The 21,307-nt window shown below is 66.2% G+C and carries 21 protein-coding genes, 2 tRNA genes and 3 pseudogenes; 11 read left to right on the top strand and 15 right to left on the bottom strand.

What is annotated here, in order from left to right; genetic code table 11:
* Positions 1 to 56: 56 nt before the first annotated feature.
* Together DVK06_RS00120 and DVK06_RS00115 are read right to left on the bottom strand one after the other, a co-directional pair.
* Positions 57 to 266 (bottom strand): hypothetical protein, encoded by a 210-nt coding sequence (locus DVK06_RS00120; protein ID WP_053772011.1) that lies wholly within the window; start codon positions 264 to 266, stop codon positions 57 to 59.
* Between the two features lie 83 nt (positions 267 to 349).
* Positions 350 to 1,816 carry a DHH family phosphoesterase gene (locus tag DVK06_RS00115; protein ID WP_121598863.1) on the bottom strand — a complete coding sequence of 489 codons (1,467 nt, stop codon included), beginning with the start codon at positions 1,814 to 1,816 and terminating at the stop codon, positions 350 to 352.
* Between the two features lie 253 nt (positions 1,817 to 2,069).
* Here DVK06_RS00115 and DVK06_RS00110 point away from each other — a divergent pair.
* The 3 genes and pseudogenes from DVK06_RS00110 to DVK06_RS00100 all read left to right on the top strand — a co-directional run bounded on the left by DVK06_RS00110 (position 2,070) and on the right by DVK06_RS00100 (position 3,817).
* Positions 2,070 to 2,143, top strand: a tRNA-Lys gene (locus DVK06_RS00110).
* A gap of 94 nt (positions 2,144 to 2,237) precedes the next feature.
* Positions 2,238 to 2,453: pseudogene (locus DVK06_RS00105) on the top strand (SDR family NAD(P)-dependent oxidoreductase); the annotation flags it as partial.
* A 65-nt stretch (positions 2,454 to 2,518) separates the two neighbouring features.
* Positions 2,519 to 3,817: an MFS transporter gene (locus tag DVK06_RS00100; RefSeq protein ID WP_121598862.1), complete on the top strand. Its 1,299-nt coding sequence runs from the start codon at positions 2,519 to 2,521 to the stop codon at positions 3,815 to 3,817.
* A 36-nt stretch (positions 3,818 to 3,853) separates the two neighbouring features.
* Here DVK06_RS00100 and DVK06_RS00095 read toward each other — a convergent pair.
* Positions 3,854 to 4,572 (bottom strand): annotated as a pseudogene (locus tag DVK06_RS00095) (class I SAM-dependent methyltransferase).
* A 156-nt stretch (positions 4,573 to 4,728) separates the two neighbouring features.
* A complete protein-coding gene (locus tag DVK06_RS00090; protein ID WP_121598861.1) occupies positions 4,729 to 5,901 on the bottom strand; it encodes an alanine--glyoxylate aminotransferase family protein in 1,173 nt (390 codons plus the stop codon).
* 174 nt (positions 5,902 to 6,075) lie between these two features.
* Between DVK06_RS00090 and DVK06_RS00085 the strand changes: the two genes are divergently transcribed.
* On the top strand, positions 6,076 to 7,611 hold the full coding sequence (locus DVK06_RS00085; protein WP_121598860.1) for a PAS domain-containing sensor histidine kinase: 1,536 nt from the start codon (positions 6,076 to 6,078) through the stop codon (positions 7,609 to 7,611).
* 63 nt (positions 7,612 to 7,674) lie between these two features.
* Here the strand turns inward: DVK06_RS00085 and thrS are convergent, their stop codons facing one another.
* Positions 7,675 to 9,624: a threonine--tRNA ligase gene (thrS, locus tag DVK06_RS00080; RefSeq protein ID WP_121598859.1), complete on the bottom strand. Its 1,950-nt coding sequence runs from the start codon at positions 9,622 to 9,624 to the stop codon at positions 7,675 to 7,677.
* 192 nt (positions 9,625 to 9,816) lie between these two features.
* On the opposite strand from thrS, the gene DVK06_RS00075 reads away from it, so the two are divergent.
* A complete protein-coding gene (locus DVK06_RS00075) occupies positions 9,817 to 10,797 on the top strand; it encodes a PLP-dependent cysteine synthase family protein (RefSeq protein WP_121598858.1) in 981 nt (326 codons plus the stop codon).
* A gap of 60 nt (positions 10,798 to 10,857) precedes the next feature.
* Here DVK06_RS00075 and DVK06_RS00070 read toward each other — a convergent pair whose 3' ends face one another.
* Positions 10,858 to 11,280 (bottom strand): CoA-binding protein, encoded by a 423-nt coding sequence (locus DVK06_RS00070; protein ID WP_121598857.1) that lies wholly within the window; start codon positions 11,278 to 11,280, stop codon positions 10,858 to 10,860.
* An 84-nt stretch (positions 11,281 to 11,364) separates the two neighbouring features.
* On the bottom strand, positions 11,365 to 11,964 hold the full coding sequence (locus DVK06_RS00065; RefSeq protein WP_053772001.1) for a recombinase RecA: 600 nt from the start codon (positions 11,962 to 11,964) through the stop codon (positions 11,365 to 11,367).
* Between the two features lie 334 nt (positions 11,965 to 12,298).
* Here DVK06_RS00065 and DVK06_RS00060 point away from each other — a divergent pair.
* From DVK06_RS00060 to DVK06_RS00040, 5 genes are all read left to right on the top strand, one after another.
* A tRNA-Arg gene (locus tag DVK06_RS00060) sits at positions 12,299 to 12,373 on the top strand.
* A gap of 177 nt (positions 12,374 to 12,550) precedes the next feature.
* Positions 12,551 to 12,796, top strand: coding sequence for a hypothetical protein (locus DVK06_RS00055; RefSeq protein ID WP_394345472.1), 246 nt, complete (start codon positions 12,551 to 12,553; stop codon positions 12,794 to 12,796).
* Positions 12,797 to 12,908: 112 nt separating this feature from the next.
* Entirely contained in the window at positions 12,909 to 13,124 is a 216-nt protein-coding gene (locus tag DVK06_RS00050) for a hypothetical protein (RefSeq protein ID WP_121598856.1), read from the top strand.
* On the top strand, positions 13,121 to 13,423 hold the full coding sequence (locus DVK06_RS00045; protein WP_199718544.1) for a hypothetical protein: 303 nt from the start codon (positions 13,121 to 13,123) through the stop codon (positions 13,421 to 13,423). The genes DVK06_RS00050 and DVK06_RS00045 overlap by 4 nt, the downstream gene beginning before the upstream one ends.
* A gap of 106 nt (positions 13,424 to 13,529) precedes the next feature.
* The gene (locus tag DVK06_RS00040; RefSeq protein WP_121598854.1) at positions 13,530 to 15,146 is read left to right on the top strand and encodes a hypothetical protein; all 1,617 of its coding nucleotides are present in this window, start codon (positions 13,530 to 13,532) and stop codon (positions 15,144 to 15,146) included.
* A gap of 252 nt (positions 15,147 to 15,398) precedes the next feature.
* Here DVK06_RS00040 and DVK06_RS18160 read toward each other — a convergent pair whose 3' ends face one another.
* Complete coding sequence (locus DVK06_RS18160) at positions 15,399 to 15,710, bottom strand: hypothetical protein (RefSeq protein ID WP_137707494.1); 312 nt, start codon at positions 15,708 to 15,710, stop codon at positions 15,399 to 15,401.
* A 200-nt stretch (positions 15,711 to 15,910) separates the two neighbouring features.
* Between DVK06_RS18160 and DVK06_RS18155 the strand changes: the two genes are divergently transcribed.
* Positions 15,911 to 16,720: a hypothetical protein gene (locus tag DVK06_RS18155; RefSeq protein WP_147438040.1), complete on the top strand. Its 810-nt coding sequence runs from the start codon at positions 15,911 to 15,913 to the stop codon at positions 16,718 to 16,720.
* Positions 16,721 to 16,791: 71 nt separating this feature from the next.
* Here the strand turns inward: DVK06_RS18155 and DVK06_RS00035 are convergent, their stop codons facing one another.
* The 7 genes and pseudogenes from DVK06_RS00035 to DVK06_RS00005 form a co-directional block, all read right to left on the bottom strand.
* Positions 16,792 to 17,190 (bottom strand): hypothetical protein, encoded by a 399-nt coding sequence (locus tag DVK06_RS00035; RefSeq protein WP_121598853.1) that lies wholly within the window; start codon positions 17,188 to 17,190, stop codon positions 16,792 to 16,794.
* Positions 17,191 to 17,379: 189 nt separating this feature from the next.
* Positions 17,380 to 18,471, bottom strand: coding sequence for a hypothetical protein (locus DVK06_RS00030; protein ID WP_121598852.1), 1,092 nt, complete (start codon positions 18,469 to 18,471; stop codon positions 17,380 to 17,382).
* Positions 18,461 to 19,231, bottom strand: coding sequence for a hypothetical protein (locus DVK06_RS00025; protein WP_121598851.1), 771 nt, complete (start codon positions 19,229 to 19,231; stop codon positions 18,461 to 18,463). The genes DVK06_RS00030 and DVK06_RS00025 overlap by 11 nt, the downstream gene beginning before the upstream one ends.
* Positions 19,228 to 19,800, bottom strand: a complete 573-nt coding sequence (locus DVK06_RS00020; protein WP_121598850.1) for a hypothetical protein — start codon at positions 19,798 to 19,800, stop codon at positions 19,228 to 19,230. The genes DVK06_RS00025 and DVK06_RS00020 overlap by 4 nt, the downstream gene beginning before the upstream one ends.
* 2 nt (positions 19,801 to 19,802) lie before the next feature.
* On the bottom strand, positions 19,803 to 19,982 hold the full coding sequence (locus tag DVK06_RS00015; RefSeq protein WP_121598849.1) for a hypothetical protein: 180 nt from the start codon (positions 19,980 to 19,982) through the stop codon (positions 19,803 to 19,805).
* 1 nt (position 19,983) lies between these two features.
* Entirely contained in the window at positions 19,984 to 21,165 is a 1,182-nt protein-coding gene (locus DVK06_RS18150) for a hypothetical protein (protein WP_147438039.1), read from the bottom strand.
* Between the two features lie 26 nt (positions 21,166 to 21,191).
* Positions 21,192 to 21,307, bottom strand: a pseudogene (locus tag DVK06_RS00005) (IS630 family transposase); the annotation flags it as partial.

The following is a 21,307-nucleotide window of genomic DNA, read 5'->3' as shown; positions in this document are numbered from 1 at the left end:
GGTGTCAGCCGCCGTTCGTTCCCCTCTCAGCTAGCCATCGCCCTGCTCACTCGCGGTCAATCGCCGTCCGTCCCGGCCTGCGCGTGCGTGTGGTGATAGCAGTCGAACGCGGGCTCGTCGCCGTCGGTCGCGGGGTAGAAACAGACCCGCTGGTAGCGCTCGTTGTCGAGCAGGTTCGCCACGAACCCGCCGGTGTGACGGGAGACCGAGTCGTACTGGTCGCCGCAGGCGGGACAGTCCGGCGGCGGGTCCTCGGGAACGTACATGCGGCGTAGCGTTCGTAGGTACGGGGCCGAGCCGGAAAACGACCCCGCCGAGGCGCGGGTGCGATCCGCCCTGAGTCGGCAGGTCAGGACCCGTTCGAGCCGTCGCCGCTGCCGCCCTCGACGCCGAGCGCGTCGAACAGCTTCCGGCGGACCGCCTCCTCGGTGAGGTGGAGGAGCGTGTCGCGGTTCTCGCCGCTCGCCTCGATGCCGGTGAAGATGCCGAGCGGGATCTCTAACGAGCCCTGCGTCGAGTGGCCCGCTGCGTCGCCCATCTCCGAGAACGCCTCGTCGAGAACGTTGCCGATGTTCAGCCGGATGTCCTTCGAGCGGGCCGCGAGGTAGATCTTCTCGTCGGCGATGCCCAGCACGGCCGTCGTCGTGATCCCCTCCAAGTTGAGGAGGTGCTGGGCCGCCTGCGCGAGCGCCTCGCGGTCGCGGATGAACCCGGCCGTCGAGAAGAGGTGGCTCCCCTGGACCTCGCGGTTCTGGATCGCCTCCGCGAGCACGTCCAGCGTCTCCGGGCTCATCGACGGCGACTCCACCTGTTCGAGGGTGTCGTGGTTCGCGAACGGGTGGAGGTACGCGGCCGCGGTCAGGTCGGCCGGCGTCGTGTCGCGCTTGAAGTCGAGCGTCTCGGCGCGGATCCCGTACAGCAGCGCGGTCGCGACCGCCTCCGAGGGCGACTGGTCGAACTCCTGGAGGTACTTCGTGAGGATCGTCGACGTCGAGGAGACGTTGGTGCGCACGTCGACGAACCGCGCGTCGAACGGCACCTCCGACTCCAGGTGGTCGAGGTAGATGTCGACGGACACGTCGAGGTCGAGGTCCTCGGCCGCGGCCTTCGCGAGGTCGACGGCCGCGACGGTCGCGTACTCCGAGAGCGCCGGCGCCTCGCCGCGGGCGAGCAGGTCGATGCCGAGGAGGTTGACGAACGCGCGGTTCTCCTGGTGGCCCACGTCGCCGGAGTAGATGATGTCGGCGTCGACGCCGAACGCCTCGGCGACGGCTTGGAGCGCGGTGGCGGACGCGATCGAGTCCGGCTCGGGGTTGTCGTGGGTGAGGATCGCCATGCGGTCGCCCCCGTCCTCGATGATCTCCGCGAGCTGACGCGCCATGTACTCCAGCTCGCCGGTCTCCAGCGACTGGAGCGCGCTGTCGGCGATCACCGTCGAGGGGTTGATCACCACGTCCGCGCCGCGCTCGCGCAGCTCGTCCTCGCTGACGGGGTCCGACGCCCGGACGACGACGTAGTGGTCGCCGCCGGTCTCCCTGACCGCGGAGACCGCGGCCTTGTTCGCCTCCACGTCGCTCGCGAGGATCAGGACGATGTCCCGGTCGTCGAGCTCGTCGACGACGTCCGGCTCGACGATGTCTTGGACGCGCGCGTTGAGGTCCTGATCCCGGAGCGCCTCGACGCGGCTCTCGTCGCGGTCGAGGATGAGGACGTCCTTCCCGCGCTCGGTCAGTTCCTCAGCGACTGCGTGACCGACGCTTCCACAGCCGAGGATGGCGTATCGGGTCCGCGCGGATCCGGATGCCCCACTACTCATTGGAGGGATTTCCGCGGCACGACACTTAACGAGTGCGCTCTCACCGTCCGCGCGGGGTTCGTCGGTGCGCCCCGAACGTGTGACCGACCGGGCTCCCCGCGCCGTCGTCTCCGTCGAGTCGACCGCCCTCGGCATTCCGATCGGTCGGCCCGAGCGCACGCGAGTCGACGCCGCTCTCGCCTTCCGGATCCGAGCCGTCCGACCGTCGTCGAATGAAAAGGTCTTTTAACTCGACAGCGGTACAATTCGGTGAGGGCCGGTAGCTCAGTTAGGGAGAGCGACGGACTCTTAATCCGTCGGTCGCGTGTTCAAATCGCGCCCGGCCCGTATCCTGAACCGCAGAGCGACGGCGACGCGGTGACTCGCCTCGACGCGGCGTTGTATGTCCGCGCTCTCCGATCGCAGACCCATGACGGACCTTGACGGCGCGGCGGCGGTCTCGGTGGTCAACCCCTCCGCGGTGCGGACCGAGTTCGGCAGCGAGGAGGGCGAGCCGTTCGAAGAGCGCTTCGAGCCCGGCAGCGTCACCGAACCCGAGGAGGCTGCGGAGGCCATCGCGTTCGCGGCGTCGCGGCCGGGCTCGTCGGCCCACGAGATCGACCTCTACCGCCGGGACAAGTACGCCGACACGATGTGAGCGGAGCGGTCCGGCACGGCGTTTCGAATCGTAATTCCTTTTGAACCGGTCGGCGCGGATCCGGTGTGAGCAACGCGGGCGCGAACGACGGGGCGAAGCGATCGCAGTTCTGGGCGCTCTACCTCACCCGGTTCGCCGAGGGGTTCGGGTTCATCACGCTGCTGACGCTGCTGCCGACGTACATCAACGCTCTGGACCCGCAGGCGACGACGGTGTTGGGGGTCACGCTCTCCGCCGGCTTCGTCATCGGGATGTACACCACCGGGTTCACGCTCGCGCAGACGGTCGCCGTGGTGCCGCTCGCGTGGGCGGGCGACCGGTTCGACAAGCGGCTCGTGCTGCTCGGCGTCCTCGGCGTCGGCGCTGGCGTGTACGCCCTCTTCCCGCTCGTCGACACCTCGGGCACGTTCATCCTCGTCCGCGCGCTCCAAGGGCTCGTCGTCACCGGCGCGGGGCTGATGACGCTCTCGCTCGTCGGCCAGATCGCCGGCGCCGGGACGCGGGCCGACAAGATCGGCAAGGCGAACGCCGCCTCGTTCGGGGCCTCGATATTGGGCTCGCTCGGCGCGGGCGCCGTCTACGACGCCGTCGGCTTCGGGCCGGTGTTCGCGATCATCGCGGCGCTGATGGTCGCCGCGTGGCTCGTCACGTGGGGGGTCCTCGACCCGGACCCCACGCGGGTCGGGGGGTTCCCGTTCAGCGACCTCGCGGTGAACCGGAGGATCCTGACCATCTCGACGTTCCGCGCGCAGTACGCCTTCGCCGTGACGATGGTGCGGACGTGGGTGCCGATCTACGCCGGGACCGAACTGGCTGCCGGCGGGCTCGCGGTCGGCGCGACCGCGGTCGCGGTGACCGTCACCGCCGAGAAGGCGACCAACATGGTCGGCCAGCTGTTCACCGGCCGGCTCTCCGACGCCTACGGGCGGTCGCTGTTCGTCTTCGCCGGCGGCGGGGCCTACGGCGCGGTCGCGGTCGCGATCCCCTTCTCCGCGGCCGTCGGGAGCGCGCTCGGCGCGGGCGTGACGGTGCCGATCCTCGGCGAGCTTCCGCCGGCGTACCTCCCGCTGGTCGCCTTCTCCGGGCTGCTCGGCGTCGCGGACTCCTTCCGCGAGCCCGCCAGCATGGCGCTGTTCGCCGACGAGGGGACCGACGACGGCGGCGTCGCCTCCAGCTTCGGCATCCGCGAACTGGTGTGGCGGCCGGGCTCCGTGGCCGGGCCGCTCATCGCCGGCTGGCTGATGGTCGAGGTGAGCATGAGGTCGGTCTTCTACGTCGGCGGCGCCTTCGCGATCACCGGCGTCGTAGCGTTCCTCGGGATCCTCGCCGCCGATCACGGCCGCGCGGCGCTGACCGCGTGGTAGCGGCCGCGCTCGCGAGGCGAGCGCGACGCCGGTCGACTACCGCTTCCGGAGCGCGGCGCGATAGCGGGCCCCTCGCCCGATCCCGAGCGGTCGACCGCCTCGACCGCCCACCCGGTCCCGATCGCCGCCTCGCGGAGTCGGTCCGGCGAGAAGAGGGTGAAGCGGAGCGCCGGGTCCCGCTCGCCGTCGTACGCGAACCACATGACGCGGCCCGCGAGCCCGGGCGTCGGGTCCTCGCGGTAGCCGAGGAGGTCGGCGGCGCCCGGATGGTCGGGGTCGTAGCAGTCGACGACCGCGGTCGCGTCAGGCGTCGTCACGAACGCGAGGTCGCCGAGGAACGCGGAGGGCCCGCGCATCGACCCCGCCAGTCCGATCTGTGTCCCTATCGCGATCGCCGAGGCGAACCGGTCGCGCTCGAACGCCTCCCGGAGGGCAAACATGTCGGCCTCACGGGCGTCGACGACGCCGCGCTCGCGCATCGTCTCGACGAGCGCCGGGCTGGACTCGACGGCGACGGTCTCGAACCGCTCCTGAAACCGCAGCGCGTGGCGGCCCGCCCCGGCGCCGAGGTCGACCAGCGGCCCGCTGAGCCGCGACGCGGGCCACGGCCCCGCGTCGCTCTCCCGGTCGAACCCGGTGAGGTAGAACGCCTCGATCGGGTGCTCGCGCGTCTCCTCGCCGTCTCCCTGCCGGAGCGGCTCAGTCCGCTCGCCTCGGTGGTGGTCCCGGATCGCGCGTCCGAAGGCGTCGGTCACGGCGGCACGGTCGGCTCCCCGGAAAAAAAGCGAGCGGGAACGGCGGTATCGGTTCGCACGGGGGCGACCGGGTCCGTCTCGACTGGGTCGGCCGCTCGCCCAGATTCGTCCCGACGGGGTCGGCTGCGCGGCCGGGCCGCGCGCCCGGACCGCGGTTCAGGCCTCGTGTCCCTGCGCCGCCAGCGCGTCCTCTAACGCGGCGAGGACGTACTCGACGTTCTTCGGGCGAGCGGAGTAGCCCATACAGCCGATCCGCCAGATGTCGCCCTCCAAGTCGCCGAGGCCCGAGGCGATCTCCAGGTCGTACTCGTCGAGGAGGTGGTCGATGACCGCGCCGTCGTCGACGCCGTCCGGCACCCGCACCGCGTTGAGGCTCGGGAGCCAGTACTCGTCGGGGGCGTTCATCTCCAGGCCGAGGTCCTGGAGGCCCGCCTTCAGGTCGCCGGCGACCTCGCGGTGGCGGGCCCACCGCGACTCGATCCCCTCCTCGGCGACGAGGCGCAGCGCCTCGCGGAGCGCGTACACGTTCGTGATCGGCGCGGTGTGGTGGTACGAGCGGTCGTCGCCCCAGTACCCCTCCAGGAGGGAGAGGTCGAGGTACCACGAGCGAGGGCGCTCGTCGCGGTCGAGCACCTTGTCCATCGCGCGGTCGTTGAGCGTGAGCGGGCTCGCGCCGGGCGGACACGAGAGGCACTTCTGCGGCCCGGAGTAGGCCGCGTCGACGCCCCACTCGTCGACGCGCATCTCCACGCCGCCGAGCGACGTGACGCAGTCGGCGATCACCAGGGCGTCGTGGGCGTGCGCGATGTCGGTCAGCTCGGGGACGCTCGGCTGGAGGACGCCCGTCGAGGTCTCCGCGTGGACGAAGCCGAACACGTCCGGCTGGTGCTCGTCGAACGCGCGCTCGACGTCGACGGGGTCGAGCGGCTCGCCCCAGGGAGCCGACACCTCGACGACCTCGCCGCCCGCGCGCTCGGCCATCGACTTCATCCGGCCGCCGAAGTAGCCGTTGGTCGGGACGAGCATGGTGTCGCCCGGCTCGACGAGGTTGCCGACCGCGGCCTCCATCGACGCCGACCCCGTCCCCGAGACGGGGATCGTCCACTGGTTGTCCGTCCGGAACGTGTAGCGCAACAGCTCTTGGACCTCGTCCATTATCTCGACGAACGAGGGGTCGAGGTGGCCGACCAGCGGCGTGCTCATGGCGTTCAGGACGCGCGGGTGGACGTCGCTCGGTCCGGGCCCCATCAGCGTGCGGTCCGGCGGCGTCAGCTCTCCGACTTCGGGCGCTCGGTCGTCGACGCCGGGCTCGGCTTGCTGGTTCGACATACGTCACCCCCGGACGAGCGAACCCAAAAAGCCGACGGAAGGGGCGACCCCGTGCCTCGTCACACGCTCTGTGCGCCGCCGCGCGCCGCCGCGTCGACGGGTCGGAACGGCGCCCAGCCGCGTCCTGTCCGGAATCCACCCTAACTTAACCGTCCGCGACACGTGCGCCGTGACATGAGCGACGGCGCGGGCGAGTCAGCGTCGAACAAGGACCTCCGGACGGTCCTCGACCGGATGTCGGACGGGTTCTTCACCCTCGACGACGACTGGCGGATCGTGTTCGCGAACGGCCGGGGCAGGGAGGTCCTCCGGTCCGCGATGAGCGACGACGCCGTCGGCCCGGACGGCTCCGTCGAGGGCGCGCACCTCTGGGACTCGATCCCCGAGTCGAGGGAGACCGTGTTCTACGACCAGTACCGCCGCGCCATGGAGACACAGGAGCCGGTCTCGTTCGACTCCTACTACGAGCCGCTCGACACGTGGTTCAACGCGCGTGCGTTCCCGTCGGACGAGGGGCTCTCCGTCTACCTCCACGACGTCACCGAGCGACGCGAACTGGAGCGGCGCCAGGAGGAGAGCCTCCGCGCGATGCAGCGGCTGTACGCGGTGTCCTCCGACCAGGACCGCACGTTCGAGGAGAAGGTCGCGGAGATACTGACGATCGGCCGCGAGTACCTCGACGTGCCGAACGGCTTTCTCACGCGTATCGAGGACGACACCCAGCACGTCGAAGTCTCGCACGCCACTCACCCCCTGTTACAGCCCGGCGAGACGTGTCCGCTCGACGAGGCGTACTGTAAGCGGACGCTCGAACGCGACCGGCTCCTGACGATCGTCGACGCCTCGGCGGAGGGATGGGCCGGCGACCCCGCGTACGAAACGTTCGGGCTGGAGACGTACGTCGGCGGCCGCGTCGAGGTCGAGAACGAGCGGTTCGGCACGCTCTGCTTTGCCGACACGAACGCGCGCGAAGAGCCGTTCACCGACTCCCAGCGGACGTTCGTGGAGCTGCTGACGCGGTGGGTGAGCTACGAGCTGGAGCGGCGGCGCGCGGCCGAGCGGCTGGCGAGCGAGCGCGACCGGCTCGACGAGTTCGCGAGCGTCGTGAGCCACGACCTGCGGAACCCGCTGACGACCGCCCGCGGGCGGATGGAGCTCCTCGCCGACGACTGCGAGAGCGAACACGTCGAGCCCGTTCGGCGCGCCCTCTCGCGGATGGACACGCTTATCGAGAACGTCCTCACCCTGTCGCGCGAGGGCGGCGGCGTCGACGAGCTGACCCGCGTGGACCTCGCCGCCCTCGCCGCGGACGCCTGGGAGACGGCCGACACCCGGGGCGGGACGCTCCGCGTCGCGAGCGACGGCTACGCCCTCCGCGCCGACGAGCAGCGGCTCAGGCAACTCCTCGAGAACCTGTTTCGGAACGCCGCGGAGCACGGGGCCGCGGCGCGGGAGTCCGGCGCTGTCGCGGTTGAGGTCGGCCCCCTCTCCGACGGCGACGGGTTCTACGTGGCCGACGACGGCCCGGGGATCCCGGCGGGGGACCGGGACCGCGTGTTCGAGTCCGGGTACACGACGACGAGCGACGGCACCGGGTTCGGGCTCGACATCGTCTCGCAGATCGCGGACGGACACGGCTGGACGGTCAGCGTGACCGAGTCGGCCGACGGCGGGGCGCGGTTCGAGTTCGCCGGCGTCGACCTGATCTGACGGTCGGCGCGCCGCGAGGGGCGCGCGGCGTCGCCCGTCACCGACCGACGCTCGGCTCCGCCGTCACTCGTCGTCGACGAAGTCGGGTTCCGTCCGCTTCTCGTCGCGCTCGGCGACGAGGTGGTCGACGAAGTCGTCGAGGTCGACGTCGCCGCGCTGATTCTCGAAGCGGTCGCGCACCGACACCGTCCCCGCCTCTCGCTCGTCGTCGCCGACGATGACCATGTACGGGAGCCGGTCGTCGTGGCCCGCGCGGATCTTCCGGCCGACCGTCCAGTCGCGGTCCTCGACCTCGACGCGGAAGCCGGCGTCCTCCAGCTCGTTCTTCACGCGGTGGGCGTAGCCGAGCGTCTCGTCGGAGACGGGGAGGATCCGGACCTGCTCGGGCGCCAGCCACAGCGGGAAGTTCCCGTCGAAGTGCTCGATGAGGACCATGAAGAAGCGCTCGTAGCTGCCGTACAGCGCGCGGTGGATCATCACGGGCTGGTGGTCCTCGTTGTCTTCGCCCGTGTAGGTGAGGTCGAAGCGGTCGGGCATGTTGAAGTCGAGCTGGACGGTCGGGCCGTCCCAGACGCGGCCGAGGGCGTCCTCGAAGCCGAAGTCGATCTTCGGGCCGTAGAAGGCGCCGTCGCCGGGCTCGACGTCGTAGTCGTACCCGCCCGATTCGAGCACGTCGCGGAGCTGCTCCTCGGCGGACTCCCAGATCTCGTCGCTGCCGACCGACTTGTCGGGGCGGGTCGCCAGCGCGACCTCGACCTCCAGGTCGAGCGTCTCGACGACCTCGAAGATCATCTCGATCACCGACTCGATCTCCCCCCGGATCTGGTCCGGCCGGACGAACAGGTGGCCGTCGTCGATGGTGAACGACCAGACGCGCGAGAGCCCCGACAGCTCGCCGCGCTGCTCTTTCCGATACACCTTCCCGTTCTCGAAGTAGCGCTGCGGGAGGTCGCGGTACGACCAGTTCTGCTGGTCGAAGATGGTCGCGTGGCCCGGGCAGTTCATCGGCTTCAGGCCGTACTCCTCGTCGTTGACGTCGAGGAGGAACATGTCGTCCTTGTAGTTCTCGTAGTGGCCCGACTGCTTCCACAGCTCCGTCCGGAACACGTGCGGGGTCTCGACCTCCTCGTAGCCGTGGTCGCGGTTGAGCTCGTTCGCGAAGTCCGACAGCTCGCGGAGCACGGTCTTCCCCGGCGGGTGGTACAGCGGGAGGCCCGGCCCGGTCACCGTCGGGATCGAGAAGAGGTTCATCTCCTGGCCGATCTTCCGGTGGTCGCGCTCCTGGGCCTGCTCGCGGAGCTCGAGGTACTCCTCGAGGTCGGACTCGCTCGCGAAGGCGGTGCCGTACACGCGCGTCAGCGAGTCGTTCTCCTCGTCGCCGCGCCAGTAGGCCGCCGACACCTCCAACAGCGTCGCGGCGCCGATCTCGCCGGTCGACTCGACGTGGGGGCCCTGACAGAGATCCTCCCAGTCGTCCTGGACGTAGAAGGTGACCTCCTCGCCGTCGGCCTCCTCGTCTAAGATCTGTCGCTTGTACTCGTTGTCGGCGTAGGTCTCCTTCGCCGCCTCGCGCGACCGGACCTCGCGTTCGATGTCGTAGTCCGCCGCGATTATCTCCTCCATCTCCTCTTCGATGGCGGCCAGGTCGTCCTCGTCGACGTCGACGTCGGTCACGTCGTAGTAGAAGCCGTCGTCGGTCGGCGGGCCGATCGTCAGCGTCGCCTCCGGGTGGAGCCGCTGGAGCGCCTGCGCGAACACGTGGGCCGCGGAGTGGCGCAACACCGTGAGGTACTCGTCCGACTGGTCGGTGACGATCTCGATCCGCGCGCCGTCGTGGACCTCCGCGTACTTTTCGACGAGTTCGCCGTCGATCTTCCCCGCGACGGTGTCGCGACCGAGCCCGGGGCCGATCTCGAAGGCGACGTCCTCGACTGTCGACCCCGCCGGAACGGTCAGCTCTGATCCGTCCGGCAGGACGACCGTCACCTCGGCCTCCGCATCGGTCTCGCTCATACAGGTCGGAGCCGGACGACCGGCATAAGTGTGTTCGATCCGCGGCGGGGCGTCGCACGGTCGCGGGCCGCGACGCGCGAACCCGTTCGGTCGCGCCGCGCCGCTCTCGGCAAAGACTGCCCTCGCCGCGGAGCCCCGGAACCGGACGGACCGATGGCAACACACAAATCCCGCGGCAACGTTTGCCGGGCTATGACGGACCATCGGGAGCCCCTGTCGTCGGTGCTGGAGACGATCGGGGAGACGCCGCTCGTCGACGTCCACGACGCGCCGGACGCGGTTCCGGTGTACGCCAAGCTGGAGTCGTTCAACCCCGGCGCGAGCGTCAAGGACCGCATCGGGAAGTACATGCTCGAACGCATGCTGGAGCGCGGCGACGTGGGCGAGGGCGGCACCGTCGTCGAGCCGACCGCCGGCAACACCGGCATCGGGCTCGCCGTCGCGGCCGGACAGCTCGACCTGAACGCCGTCTTCGTCGTCCCCGAGCGCTTCTCGGTCGAGAAGCAGCAGCTCATGCGCGCGCTCGGCGCCGAGGTCGTAAACACGCCGAGCGATGAGGGGATGGGCCTGGCGATCGACCGCGCCCACCAGATCGCCGAGGAGCTCGACGACGCCGTCGTCCCCCAGCAGTTCTCGAACCCGCTCAACGTCGAGGCCCACTACGAGACGACCGCGCCGGAGATCGACGCGGCGCTCGACGGCGAGGTCGGCGCCGTCGTCGCCGGCTGCGGCACCGGCGGGACGCTGATGGGCCTCGCCGAGTACTTCCGCGAGCGCGACCCGGACACCTACGTCGTCGCCGTCGAGCCCGCCGGGTCCGCCTACCGCGAGTTCCTCGGCGAGGATGTCGAACACGAGGAGTACAAGACCGAGGGGATCGGCACCCACGACATCGACCGCAACGAGCTGTTCGACCCGGAGATCGTCGACGACATCGTCGCGGTCCCCGACCGCGAGGTCCACGAGGAGATGGCCCGGCTCGCGGCCGAGGAGGGACAGCTCGTCGCCTCGTCGGCCGCCGCGAACGCGATCGCGGCGAAGCGGGTCGCCCGCGACATCCGCGACGGCGCGATCGACGCCCCGCACGACGCGGTCGCCACGATATTCTGCGACTCCTCCGAGCGCTACCTCTCGAAGGGCGTCTACCGGTCGTTCGAGGAGTGGGAGGGGTGAGCGGCGCGGCGCCGCCCGCGCGACGCGCTCCGGAGGCAGAGGCTATCCGCGCAGGCGCCCCTATCCGCGCAGGCGGCCGTGTTCGACCTTGAGACAGCGGTCTTGGACCACGTCGATCCCGTCCGACTCGGCGGCCGCGGCCGCTTCGTCGTGGCTGATCCCGAGTTGGAGCCACAGCGCGCCGGCGTCGCCGCGGCCCGCGTGGCGTTCGCGGACGGCCTCGACGATGTCCGGCACCTCCTCGCTCGGGCGGAACACGTCCACGAGGTCGATCGACTTCTCGACCTCGCCGACCGCGTCGTACGCGCGCTCGCCGAGCACCTCGTCGGCGAACGGGTTCACTGGGATCACCTCGTACCCCTGCCGCTGGAGGTACGCCGGCACGTCGTGGGCGGCCTTCCCCGGCGTCGTCGAGCAGCCGACGACCGCTATCGTCTCGGCGTCGAGCAGGCGGTCGAGTCCCGCGTCGTCGGTGATGGGCATGGCTCGCCGTTGGGTCGCGACGCGATTAAGCGGATCCCTCGGTCGGCGCGTCGGGGCAGGGGAGGCGGCCGGCGCCGACCCCGCTCAGGGCAGCCGGATGTCGGGCTCGCCGTCCTCGGGGACGGTGATGATCCCGTCGAACAACTGTTTGAGCGTGTTCATCGCCTGGTCGTCGTGGGCCGTCGAGTCGATGCTGAACAGCCCGAACCCGTCGACGCTCTGGACCCGCCCCGTGAACACGTGGAGGAAGCGGAACACCGTCTGGAGGTCGGAGTACATCAGCAGCGTCGACAGCGAGTGGACCATCACGCGGTTCCGCTCGATGCCGCGGTCGCCGAACGCCTGGAGGAACTCGGAGAGCTTGATCCCGATCCCCGTCATGTCCACCGGTGAGGAGGCGTACTTGATCCGGTCGGACTCGCGGGTCTCGCCGCCCTGCTGGCGGGTGACGCAGTCGACGACCGCGACCGGCTTCCCCTCGTAGGGCGTCCGCTTCTCGTAGTCGCGGAGCACCCGGTCGGCGCCGTCCTTCGTGGTGACGACGATCGCGCCCTCGTCGCGGTCGGTCCCCGCGGCGAGAATGTCCATCATTATCGACCGCTTCCCGCTGAGCGGCGGGCCGGTCAACAGGATGTTGGTCCCGGGCTCGACCTCGGCGTCGAAATGCGGCGTCAGCTCATACATGGACGCACCTCGGAGGCGACGTCGACGGCGCGAGCCACTCGTTCGGCCGAGAGGCCGTACGACCAGGACACATCTACTACCGAAACATGCCCGCTCCGAATAATATTCTTTTTGATCGCCCCTTGCCAGGCGCCGCCCGACTTCGACGCCGCGGTACACCCCGTTCGATCGCGAAATTCGCGGCCGAGCGCGGATCCGCACGCGGCCGGATCGCGGGAACGTATCACGGAGCCGAATCGATTTCTCGGTCGACGAGACCCGCGGACCGACCGACTGCGCGGCGGCGCGTTCGGATCGCGGGACTTAACACGCTCTCAGCAGTAACACAGAGTGAGGGCGCTTAGCTCAGTTTGGACAGAGTGCTTGGCTTCGGACCAAGTTGCCACGGGTTCAAATCCTGTAGCGCCCACTTCCTCACCGACCGTTTCGCGACTAATGCCAATTCTACCGTAGCGACTCTCTACGCTACGGAATCGGCCGAAGCGGTTCCTTCCGAACCCGTCGTCAAAATCGGGTTGAATACGTCACCGATCGCGACCCCGTCGCGTCGGTCGATCGACCCGACAAACTACGGGGTGATCTCCGGATGATAGAGCTCCGGGTCGAGCCCAACGAGTCCGGAGTCTGTCTGGAGTGCGGGTCGCACCTCCCGCCGCGGTTCGGTCGGGTTCACGGCGACGACGACGACCGCGCTCACCGCTGCCCAAAGTGCGACTCGTGGGTACGGATCTGCGAGGGAAGCGCGGCCGGGAAAGACGTCGACACCCCCGACCCGCAACACCACCCCGCCCGCAACGGCGGCGAGCCGTGGAACGGAGGGCTGTCGGGATGAGCCCGTTCGTCCGCGCGAGTCGGCTGTACGACCCGGCACAGGGACTCCGGCCGCACGTCCGCGACGCCGCCCGACTCCGCTGGGAGCGCGACGCCGAACGGGGGCGGTCCGCGTGAGCGATTCATCTTCCCGCCGGCAGCGGCCGCGGTCGGAGTCGCCCTGGTACTGTCCCGGGTGCGAGCTGTGGGTCGGGTGGAAGCTCGACGAGTGCGCGACCGGCAGCCACGCCCGCCCGCGCCTCCCGCTCCGGTGGGACGACGTGCGAAAACCGGCGTTCCGGGTGACGCGCCGCGATCGGGTCCTCGCGAAACTGAGGTGGTTCCGGTGAGCGATCGCGGCGGCGAGGTCGCCGCGATCTTCACGTCGCACGGCGTGCTCGACGCGGCGACGACGATCCTTGCGGCGCGAGCGGTCGGTCCGCACGCTGAAGCGAACCCGATTGTCCGCGAGCTGCTCGCGATGGGCGAGCTGCCCGCGGCGGTCGCGATGCTCGCGGTCGTCGGCTTGTGTTGCGGTGCGTGGCCGGTCGCGGCCGACGCCCTGAAGGCGCCCGAGTGGGTCGGCTTCGGGATCGCGACGATCGGCGCCGTCGTCGCCGCGGTGAACCTGGTGGTGGTGTTCGCGTGAAGCGTCGCTGCGAGACGTGTGGCAGCGAACGCCCCTCGGTCCGTGTCCGGATCGACGGCCGGACGGAGTGCGCCGGCTGCTACCTCAACCTGGCGGGGCGCTCGCGATGAAGGCCGTCGAGACGGCCCCGCACGAGTACATGGCGAACTACGTGTACTCGGGGCTCGGGGCGTGGTTCGGCGCCGCGCGGCTTGTCGACGCGACCGGGAGCCGGCGCGGGAGCTTCACGCTCGACGGCGAGAAGTGGCGGGTCACCCTCTCCTATCAGGAGTCCGGGCTCGCGCCGCCCGACGGAGGCGAGACGCCGGACGGGACGCGCGTCGACTTCGACACGCTCCGAGAGTTTCGGCTGAACGCGGTCGCCGACGACGAGGTCGGCGAGCGGAAGGTGAAGGCGCTCATTCAGCCGCGGTGGTACGGGCTCGAATCCACCGAGGGAAAGTCGGTCGCGCGGCCGATGTGGGACCTCGGCGACGCCGTGAACGTCCGGGTGAACGCGTCGAACGTCGAGTTTGACCGGGTGGAGTCGGTCATCCAGCGCGCGGCGGGTGCGGTGACGCTCGACCCGATGTACTTCGAGAGCCGGAACGACGAGTACAGCGTCGTGATCGACGCGGCGCGGTACGTCCGGATCGACCGGGATGTCTGCGGTGCGATCCACTCCCGCGAGGGACCGCTCGCGCGGATGGGCCACCTGCTCGAAAGCGACCGTTCGGGGTACCGGAAGCTCGTTCAGGACGACACCGAGCGAGCCGGCTACTACCACACGGTGACGCTCGGGCCGAAGCGGATCCGCGAGGCGTTCCCGGACCACCGGATCCCGAAGGAGTTCAAGCACTACTACGCGCGAAACGCCGAGTCGCTCCCGGACAATCACCCCCTCGCGCACCCGAAGGTTGAAGCGTCGTATCAGTCGAGCCGGTGGGACGAGACGCTCCGCCCGGTTAACCACGCGGAGATCGCCGACGAGCTCGAAGAGGCGATCCTCGCGACGCTCAACGAGTCGGGGCTCCCCACGCAGCCGCTCGACGACGACGGCCCGAGCGGCGGTCGCACGTTCGTCGAAGATGCGTACTTCGAGGCGGAGACGGTCGACCGGTCGCGCGTGCTCCCGCTGAACCTCGAACGCGTCGAGAGCGACCAGCGGAACGTGGTCGTCCGGCAGCTCGCCGACGGGCTCTCGCCGGTCGAGTGGGACTCGCTGAAGACGCTCGTCGCGGACGGCGGCGACGTGTCGCCGGCGGAGATCGCGGACGAACACGACTGGCATCCTGATAGCGTCCGTCGGGGACTCCGGCGGATCGAGGACATGGTCGTTCGCGAGAAGGGATCCGTCGCGTTGCGGTCGCACCACGTCGCAGAGCAGGTCGTTGAGGCGCTCGACGCGGCGCGTGAGGGCGTCCGGAACGCGATGGGGGCCGCGGCGAACGCGGTTCAAAACGCCGAGCGTGCGTCTCTCGACGAGCGTACGGACGAACTGATCGCGTTCTGCCAAGCGAATGGGATTCACATCGACGAGCGTGAGGCGCACCTCCGGGTACGGATGGGGAACCTCGCGGGCGAGTCGTGGTCGGAGCTGGTGACACGGCTCAAGCGATACTGGGTCGGTGCGGGTCGCGATCCGGAGCGACTGAAAGAAGCGGTCTCGCACTACCGCGACGCATCTGGTCCGAAGATCCGGCCGGTGCGGAGTGCGTGGGGGAAGGGTCAGACGCTCCGGTAGCGCGGCCCCTCGTGAGTGGCAACACTACCCTGACCCTCTTTTCGCGGCCGTTTTCGCCTCAATCGACCCCTCCGACTGGTGAGTTCGCGACGATCTCGACCGCAACACAAGCGCGATCTCGGTCTCGACGAGCTGCTCGTCGACGCCGAACCGACACCGGGGGGTCGGTTGGCGGTTAGAGGTGTGGCTAAGGCCACAGATTCTAAGGTACCCCACAGCTGCCGTCTATTCAACTGCCGATCAGCTGCTATCTCATGTAATGATCTTATAGAAGAACCATCCATAAACGAGAAAAAATGCGGCAAGACAAAAGACAGCAAAAAATGCTATTGTTGGCTTCAAACTGAAATCTAGTATTGCTACGGTTGACAGGAATCCGGTCGCAGTAAGTAAGAATATCATTACAACAAGACGCTTTGCGGACCGTTCTATTTCCTTGGCTGGCACCTCTCCTTTAGCATCATCCAAATAAAAGCGAAAGCTAAGGAAGACGACCGGAAGCAGTAGTGCTGTCGCCTGAATGAGCGTGAGCGCGATGGTGTCAACTTCAGAGTAATCGGACATTCACAGAAAACACAAGCATATGATCACAAAATTGTATTGGACGGTCCCCGGTAGGTATCTATCGGCTGCTAGACTCCAATGAGGTCACGAATCAATTGGATATATCTGATTTATACCGTAGTACTTTATTATAAACATGTTCAGCCAATAGGCGCTAATATTAACACCCATACTACATCTAATTGCCACAGAAGAAATCTATGTACTGGGATAACGAGTACCTAGATAAGCTAATCCGGTTTCCGATTGAGGGTAACGCAGCAGAGTTGGGTTCACCAATTCATTTTGTAGCAAAAACAGACCTGAACTCTACCGAAGTGATGGAAGAAATAAACGAGGAACTTCGCGCAAATGGGTTCGATTATGCCCCTATCAGACCGTATAGAGAACGCACTTATTACGATGTCCAGTCAGAAGAAGTGCTATCTATCGCAGATGAACAGTATGTCAGATACAAAGAGGTAATGCTCTATTGTATAAATATATTAACAGAATTTCCATTTGCGATGATAGTCCATCCGGACAAAGCTAGTTGGAAGATCGCTACGCGAGCTGATCTGAACACTCGGACTGCCAAAGAATATCTATATTCGTATTATTCGGAGACTGCTCGTGCTGTCTCTGGACTGATTGAGTCTGAGTATAAGACAGATGAAATCCAAGAAATATACTCTGACGTGCGCAGCGGCGGTCATGCTATAGATTACTGGGAAAAAGCATCTGCTGGAGATGTTGATCTACACCCTGTTGAATTCATGTCTATGGCAGATCTTAAGGAAGTGGTCGCCGGTGTGAAGTCCCTTCGCGACGAGCTAGAATTCCCTTCAAAAACCAAATGTAGGGAGGCTTTTGATTTGGTCGAGAAGTACAGAAACAAGACAATGCATGGATACCGGACCATGATTCTGAATAAGAATGACGTTATAGAGCTTGCCGAATCTCTAGAAATAGCAAGTGAAATGACAGTCCAAGCAGGCGGTGACGAACCCGGATTCGAGATACCTCCGTAAGTTTTGTCGACCAACAGAGATATCCCCTGAGCAGTAGACCGACTTCTAAATTATATAAATACCAATATGTCTCAGTCCCTTAAGACTGAGGCAGGAAGTTGTGCTTCCTGAGCATGACTTCGGTGGTGTGTCTCTCCCGGATTGGTCCAGTTTGTGATCTTTAACCCCCGAGCATGGACCGTGCGCGACGACACGACCGTTATTTCTTTTCCTTCCGCTCGGTACCACACGAGCGCATACCCACCGTCAGCGTCCGCGAGCGTCTCGTGCTGGTCCTCCCAGAACTTGAACGTCGGTCGGACGCCGTTAACCATCGAGCCCTTCACGTCCCACGGGCGGCCGTCCTCGTCGCTCGCGTCGAACTTGAGTCCGTCCACGACCGGATAGTCGAGCGTGAGCGGGTAGCGGTCCGTCGCCCACAGCTCGACGAGCTTCCCGTATCGACCGACGATCGCCGGGTCGTAGCTCACAGGCGCCCTCGTTTGGGTTGCGGTTGGTCGCCGCGCCGATCGACGTCGACGAACGAATTTCGACCGAACCCCGGCCGCGCGGCCCCCCGCGAATTCGGACCCTCCGCCGCGATCGCACGCGTATAAACAGAGGTATGCGCCGGGGCGGGCGGGTGAATGAACGAGCGAACCGCCGCCACGTCTATCGATTCATGCGACGACATCGTTCACTACCTCGCCGTACTCACCGTTCCTGTATTCAGCCATCCGGTCGGAGACCCACGCCGCGGAGTAGCCGACGAGATCGCCCGCGTCGGCGTACGTCATGCCGTGATTCTCCACCGCGCGGATCGCCTTGCTGATCGCTTCCTCGCGCCGGACCGAGTCGGCGTCGACGCCCTCGCTCTCATCGTCCTCGTCGACGAGTTCGATCGCGAACTCGCTCGGCTCGTGTTCCGGGTAGTTCGCGGCCGTGTCGGTCAGTCCCTTGTAGTCGCTCCCCTCTTCCCAGTCGTCCTTACCGCCCTCGCTCTCCAAGAGGCGAGCCCGACCAGGGTCCGACCGCGAGGGCTTCTCGATCGCGAGCGACGCGACCCGCCGGATCAACTTCGCCGTCTTCGTGCGCGTGTGTCCGACGAGCAGGACGCTCCCGCGCTTCGGGTGGGGCCCGTGTTTGGACTCCTTCTTGCCGATAAAGAGCAACGAGTCAGAGAACTGCTCGGCCGCCTTGTTGCCCGAGCCGAAGCCGGAGAGCTCCTGGGCGATCTCGTCGAGGACCGCCAGCACCGGCCCTTCGATCTCCGCCATCGCTTCGAGCATCTCCCGGTCGGAGCGTACCACGCGGTCGAAGCCGTCCCACGACGTGTTTCCGATGAGCGCGCCGCCGGTCCGGATCCGCCACGCCATCGCCACGTCGAGCGTCGTCGCGGTCTTGCCCGAGCCGGGCGCGCCGAAGACGAGTCCGATCGCGCCTTCGTGCGCGAGCTCGCCGGCGGCGTCGCGGTAGAGGTCGCCGCCCTCGCGCTCCTGCCCGGTGAGGCCGGTGGCGCTTTTCATCTGCGAGACGGAGCCGTGCCGCACCGCCTCGTCGATCGTCTCGGTCGCGGCGTTGGAGATGATGAGCCGGCCGATCCGCGTCTCCTCGATCGGCTCGTCGAGCAGCCCGTCGTAGTAGTTGAGGATCGCGAGCGTCCGCCGGTCGTCGACGAGCCCGGCGTACCCGCGGACGTGTTCGCCCGGGTCCTCGCCGCGGAGCGCGCTCGCTAGTTCGGCCGCCGCGTACGCGCCGGTCTTATCGCTCATCGTCCTCCTCCAGCGCCTCGGTCTCGTCGAGCAGCTCGAAGCCGATCGTGTCTCCGTGTCCGTTCCGCTCGGTGTCAATGTCGTCTCCCTTCATGCTCTCTGGTTTGAGATCGTCCGGTAGCTCCTCGTCGAGAATCGCCGAGACGGTCGCGCCCTCGTCCTCGAACGACGGCGTGAGTGTCGGGTCCAGGATCGCCTCTTGATCCTTGAGCCGACGCTTGTCGAGCGTCCGGGCGATCGACCGGAGCCGACGCTTGAGGCGCCGCGCCTCCTGGGCGTCGGGCTCGAACTCCTCGCGGAGCTCGGCGACCGCTTCGAGCGCGTCGACGACCTGGACGTTACCTGCGAGTTCGGAGCCCGCGACGGACTCCCGCCAGTTCGCGACGGCGACGTTGTCCTCGGGTCGGTACTCGCGGCACTCGTACACGCGCTTCGCGACGGGCCACTCGAAGAGGCTCCCGGCGTGGACCTCCATGTCCGCGAACTGGTCCTCGCTGAGCTCGTAGACGGCGCCGCCGGTGTCGTCGTTCGCCTCGAACGCGACGAGATAGATCCCCTCTTCCTCGGGGAGCAAGTCGACGACGTACCCGCCGGCGACGTATCCGCCGATCGCGATCGCGACCGCGGCGGTGGCGACGACGCCGGCGCCGTCGATCTCCCACGGGTAGGGATACCGACCGCTCTCCGCACCGGCGACGAACAGCAATACAATCCCGCCGGCGAGGATCGGTCGCTCGCGGGTCGCTTCGACCGGGTTCATAACACCCTCTCGACGGATTTCTCCTCCTCCTCGCGGCGGTTCTTGACCACGCGGAAGGTGAGCCCGGCGCCGCCGACGCCCGACAGGAGGATGAGGATCTGGGCTCGCTCGTAGCTGATGGGCGGCCGGTCCGGTGTCGTCTGTCCCGTCGAGACGTACGCGAACCGGTTGTTCGCGATGCTGCCCGGCGTGGTCATGGTGACGGCCGCCTGCCCAGCTCGAAGCGGGACTGAGACGAATACCTCTGTCTGCCCTTCCGGAAGGCGATGCTGGTAGATTCGCCCGGAGCCGGAACCCTCACCGAACTGGACCGCCTCGGTGAGCGTTATCCGCGTCGACTCGTCGCTCTCGAAGAGCAGCCTGAACCCGCCTCGGTCGCGGTCATACTCCCACTCGACGAGACGGGTGTCGGCGTCGATCTCCTGGGCGTAGGTCTCCGGTTCGCCGACGTCGACGGAGGTGTTCGTCTTAAGACCGGGTCCGCTTCCGTTGCTCTGCCCGGCGACGCTACCAACCGCAACACAAGCCGCGAGGCTGACCGCAACACAAAAAATCACGATACGGCGCATGGTTAGATACCCGGGATGAACGACCGAATCGTCGTTTCAATCCAGTTCACCGTGAGGCCGACCGGGTCGTAGCCGAGCGCGACCATCACGACACCGATGAGCACGGCCGCGAACCCGAGTTTTAGAAGCGGGTCGACGGCGAAACTGATGATCGACAGATACGGCGCGAGAGGATTGAACATATCAGTTCGTGCCTCCCTGTGTGAGCGCATACAGAACACCGATCCCGCCGACGACCGCTGCGACCACTCCTGTGCTTGGCCCCGATCCGGTGAAAAAGCCGGCTCCGGCTCCTCCCGTTGGTTCCTGTGATTGTTCTAAGAGCCTTCGCTGTTCCTCTCGAATGCTCTCTAACTCTTTTTCTATTGACTCCACGTCCGCCGACTGTGCCGTCTTGCTTTCCGGCGTCACTTCCTCAACGGAGTTACCCTCTGGGTCGGTCGCTTCCAGTACCGTGAACGGGTTTACCAGTTGAGTGAAGTCGGAAGTTTTCTCCCCCGTCTCCGTGTCTACGTACTCATATGAGACGTATATCGGATCCTCGAAGTTGTTGGGGTCGTATGTATTTCCAACTTTGAACCCCGCCGGATTGCCGTCGCTATCGTTCGGCTGTGCGTTAGTATAGATCTCGGCGTCTACCTCGTACTTCTCGCCGGAGTCGTTTTGTAACTCAAGCCGGAGAGAGAAACTCCCCGACGTTGGGATTCCCATCATCCCAGCCTGCGCCTCTCGAATCGACAACCCCGTATTGTTCCCGAGTTCGGTCGCGGCAGTCACCGGGTCTAGGACTTTCTCGCTGGGAATGTCCCCCGCTTCATAGTTGTTATAGAGATCATCGGCAAGCCCTGAGAGTTGCGTAGTGACATTATTATATTTAGTTTCCACTTCCGTGAACGCGGTTTTCATCCTATCAAATCCATATCCTATGTCGTCCGCTTTGAATCGCGGAACAACACTACCGTCCTTTGTTGGTGATGCTAGGTCAAAACGAAGTTCTAATTCACTACCGGAATCCGGGTCGGGATATTCCGCAAAAGCCCCATTTCGTTGTAGTTGCTGGCCGTCAATTCCGTGTACAGCCTCGGTTTCTAAGCCGAAAGGTTCATCATAAATATCTCTATATTCGCCACTTATCCATACGACAAGAAATTCTTGTGCTACCGGGTCCACTTCTGGATGGGCTAGATAAGTTTGGTACATCTCTGTGACTTTGAAATGTTGTGCCCGATAGTGACCTACGATATTTTCTTGAATAGTTAGATAATATTCTCTTATCGCCTTATCCATCTTGTTTTTTGCCTCACTTTTCGATTTTTCCTGATTTAACGCTTTTACTAGTGCGGCTTTGCCTTTAGCAATAGCCACGTTTTCACTATTTACTATAGTAGTTGCTAGAAATAATTACTCACTTTTGGAATCGAGAGTTGATCAAGAGCACTGTCGATCGCTGTTGTAAGTTCGTCGAGTGAGTCGAAAAAGCGGTTGCTGAGAGCTGCTTGGAGCTGTC

This window comes from Halorubrum sp. Atlit-28R, from assembly GCF_003665955.1.
Lineage (GTDB): Archaea > Halobacteriota > Halobacteria > Halobacteriales > Haloferacaceae > Halorubrum > Halorubrum tropicale.
This window is presented reverse-complemented; position numbering and strand designations above follow the sequence as displayed.

Excerpts from the sequence above, each read along its gene's own strand:
- DVK06_RS00040 (WP_121598854.1), top strand. The coding sequence starts at position 13,530 with ATGAAGGCCGTCGAGACGGCCCCGCACGAGTACATGGCGAACTACGTG.
- DVK06_RS00115 (WP_121598863.1), bottom strand. The coding sequence starts at position 1,816 with ATGAGTAGTGGGGCATCCGGATCCGCGCGGACCCGATACGCCATCCTC.
- DVK06_RS00075 (WP_121598858.1), top strand. The coding sequence starts at position 9,817 with ATGACGGACCATCGGGAGCCCCTGTCGTCGGTGCTGGAGACGATCGGG.
- DVK06_RS18160 (WP_137707494.1), bottom strand. The coding sequence starts at position 15,710 with ATGTCCGATTACTCTGAAGTTGACACCATCGCGCTCACGCTCATTCAG.
- DVK06_RS18155 (WP_147438040.1), top strand. The coding sequence starts at position 15,911 with ATGTACTGGGATAACGAGTACCTAGATAAGCTAATCCGGTTTCCGATT.
- DVK06_RS00085 (WP_121598860.1), top strand. The coding sequence starts at position 6,076 with ATGAGCGACGGCGCGGGCGAGTCAGCGTCGAACAAGGACCTCCGGACG.
- thrS (WP_121598859.1), bottom strand. The coding sequence starts at position 9,624 with ATGAGCGAGACCGATGCGGAGGCCGAGGTGACGGTCGTCCTGCCGGAC.
- DVK06_RS00025 (WP_121598851.1), bottom strand. The coding sequence starts at position 19,231 with ATGAACCCGGTCGAAGCGACCCGCGAGCGACCGATCCTCGCCGGCGGG.
- DVK06_RS00065 (WP_053772001.1), bottom strand. The coding sequence starts at position 11,964 with ATGTATGAGCTGACGCCGCATTTCGACGCCGAGGTCGAGCCCGGGACC.
- DVK06_RS00020 (WP_121598850.1), bottom strand. The coding sequence starts at position 19,800 with ATGCGCCGTATCGTGATTTTTTGTGTTGCGGTCAGCCTCGCGGCTTGT.
- DVK06_RS00055 (WP_394345472.1), top strand. The coding sequence starts at position 12,551 with ATGATAGAGCTCCGGGTCGAGCCCAACGAGTCCGGAGTCTGTCTGGAG.
- DVK06_RS00015 (WP_121598849.1), bottom strand. The coding sequence starts at position 19,982 with ATGTTCAATCCTCTCGCGCCGTATCTGTCGATCATCAGTTTCGCCGTC.
- DVK06_RS00120 (WP_053772011.1), bottom strand. The coding sequence starts at position 266 with ATGTACGTTCCCGAGGACCCGCCGCCGGACTGTCCCGCCTGCGGCGAC.
- DVK06_RS00070 (WP_121598857.1), bottom strand. The coding sequence starts at position 11,280 with ATGCCCATCACCGACGACGCGGGACTCGACCGCCTGCTCGACGCCGAG.
- DVK06_RS00030 (WP_121598852.1), bottom strand. The coding sequence starts at position 18,471 with ATGAGCGATAAGACCGGCGCGTACGCGGCGGCCGAACTAGCGAGCGCG.
- DVK06_RS00090 (WP_121598861.1), bottom strand. The coding sequence starts at position 5,901 with ATGTCGAACCAGCAAGCCGAGCCCGGCGTCGACGACCGAGCGCCCGAA.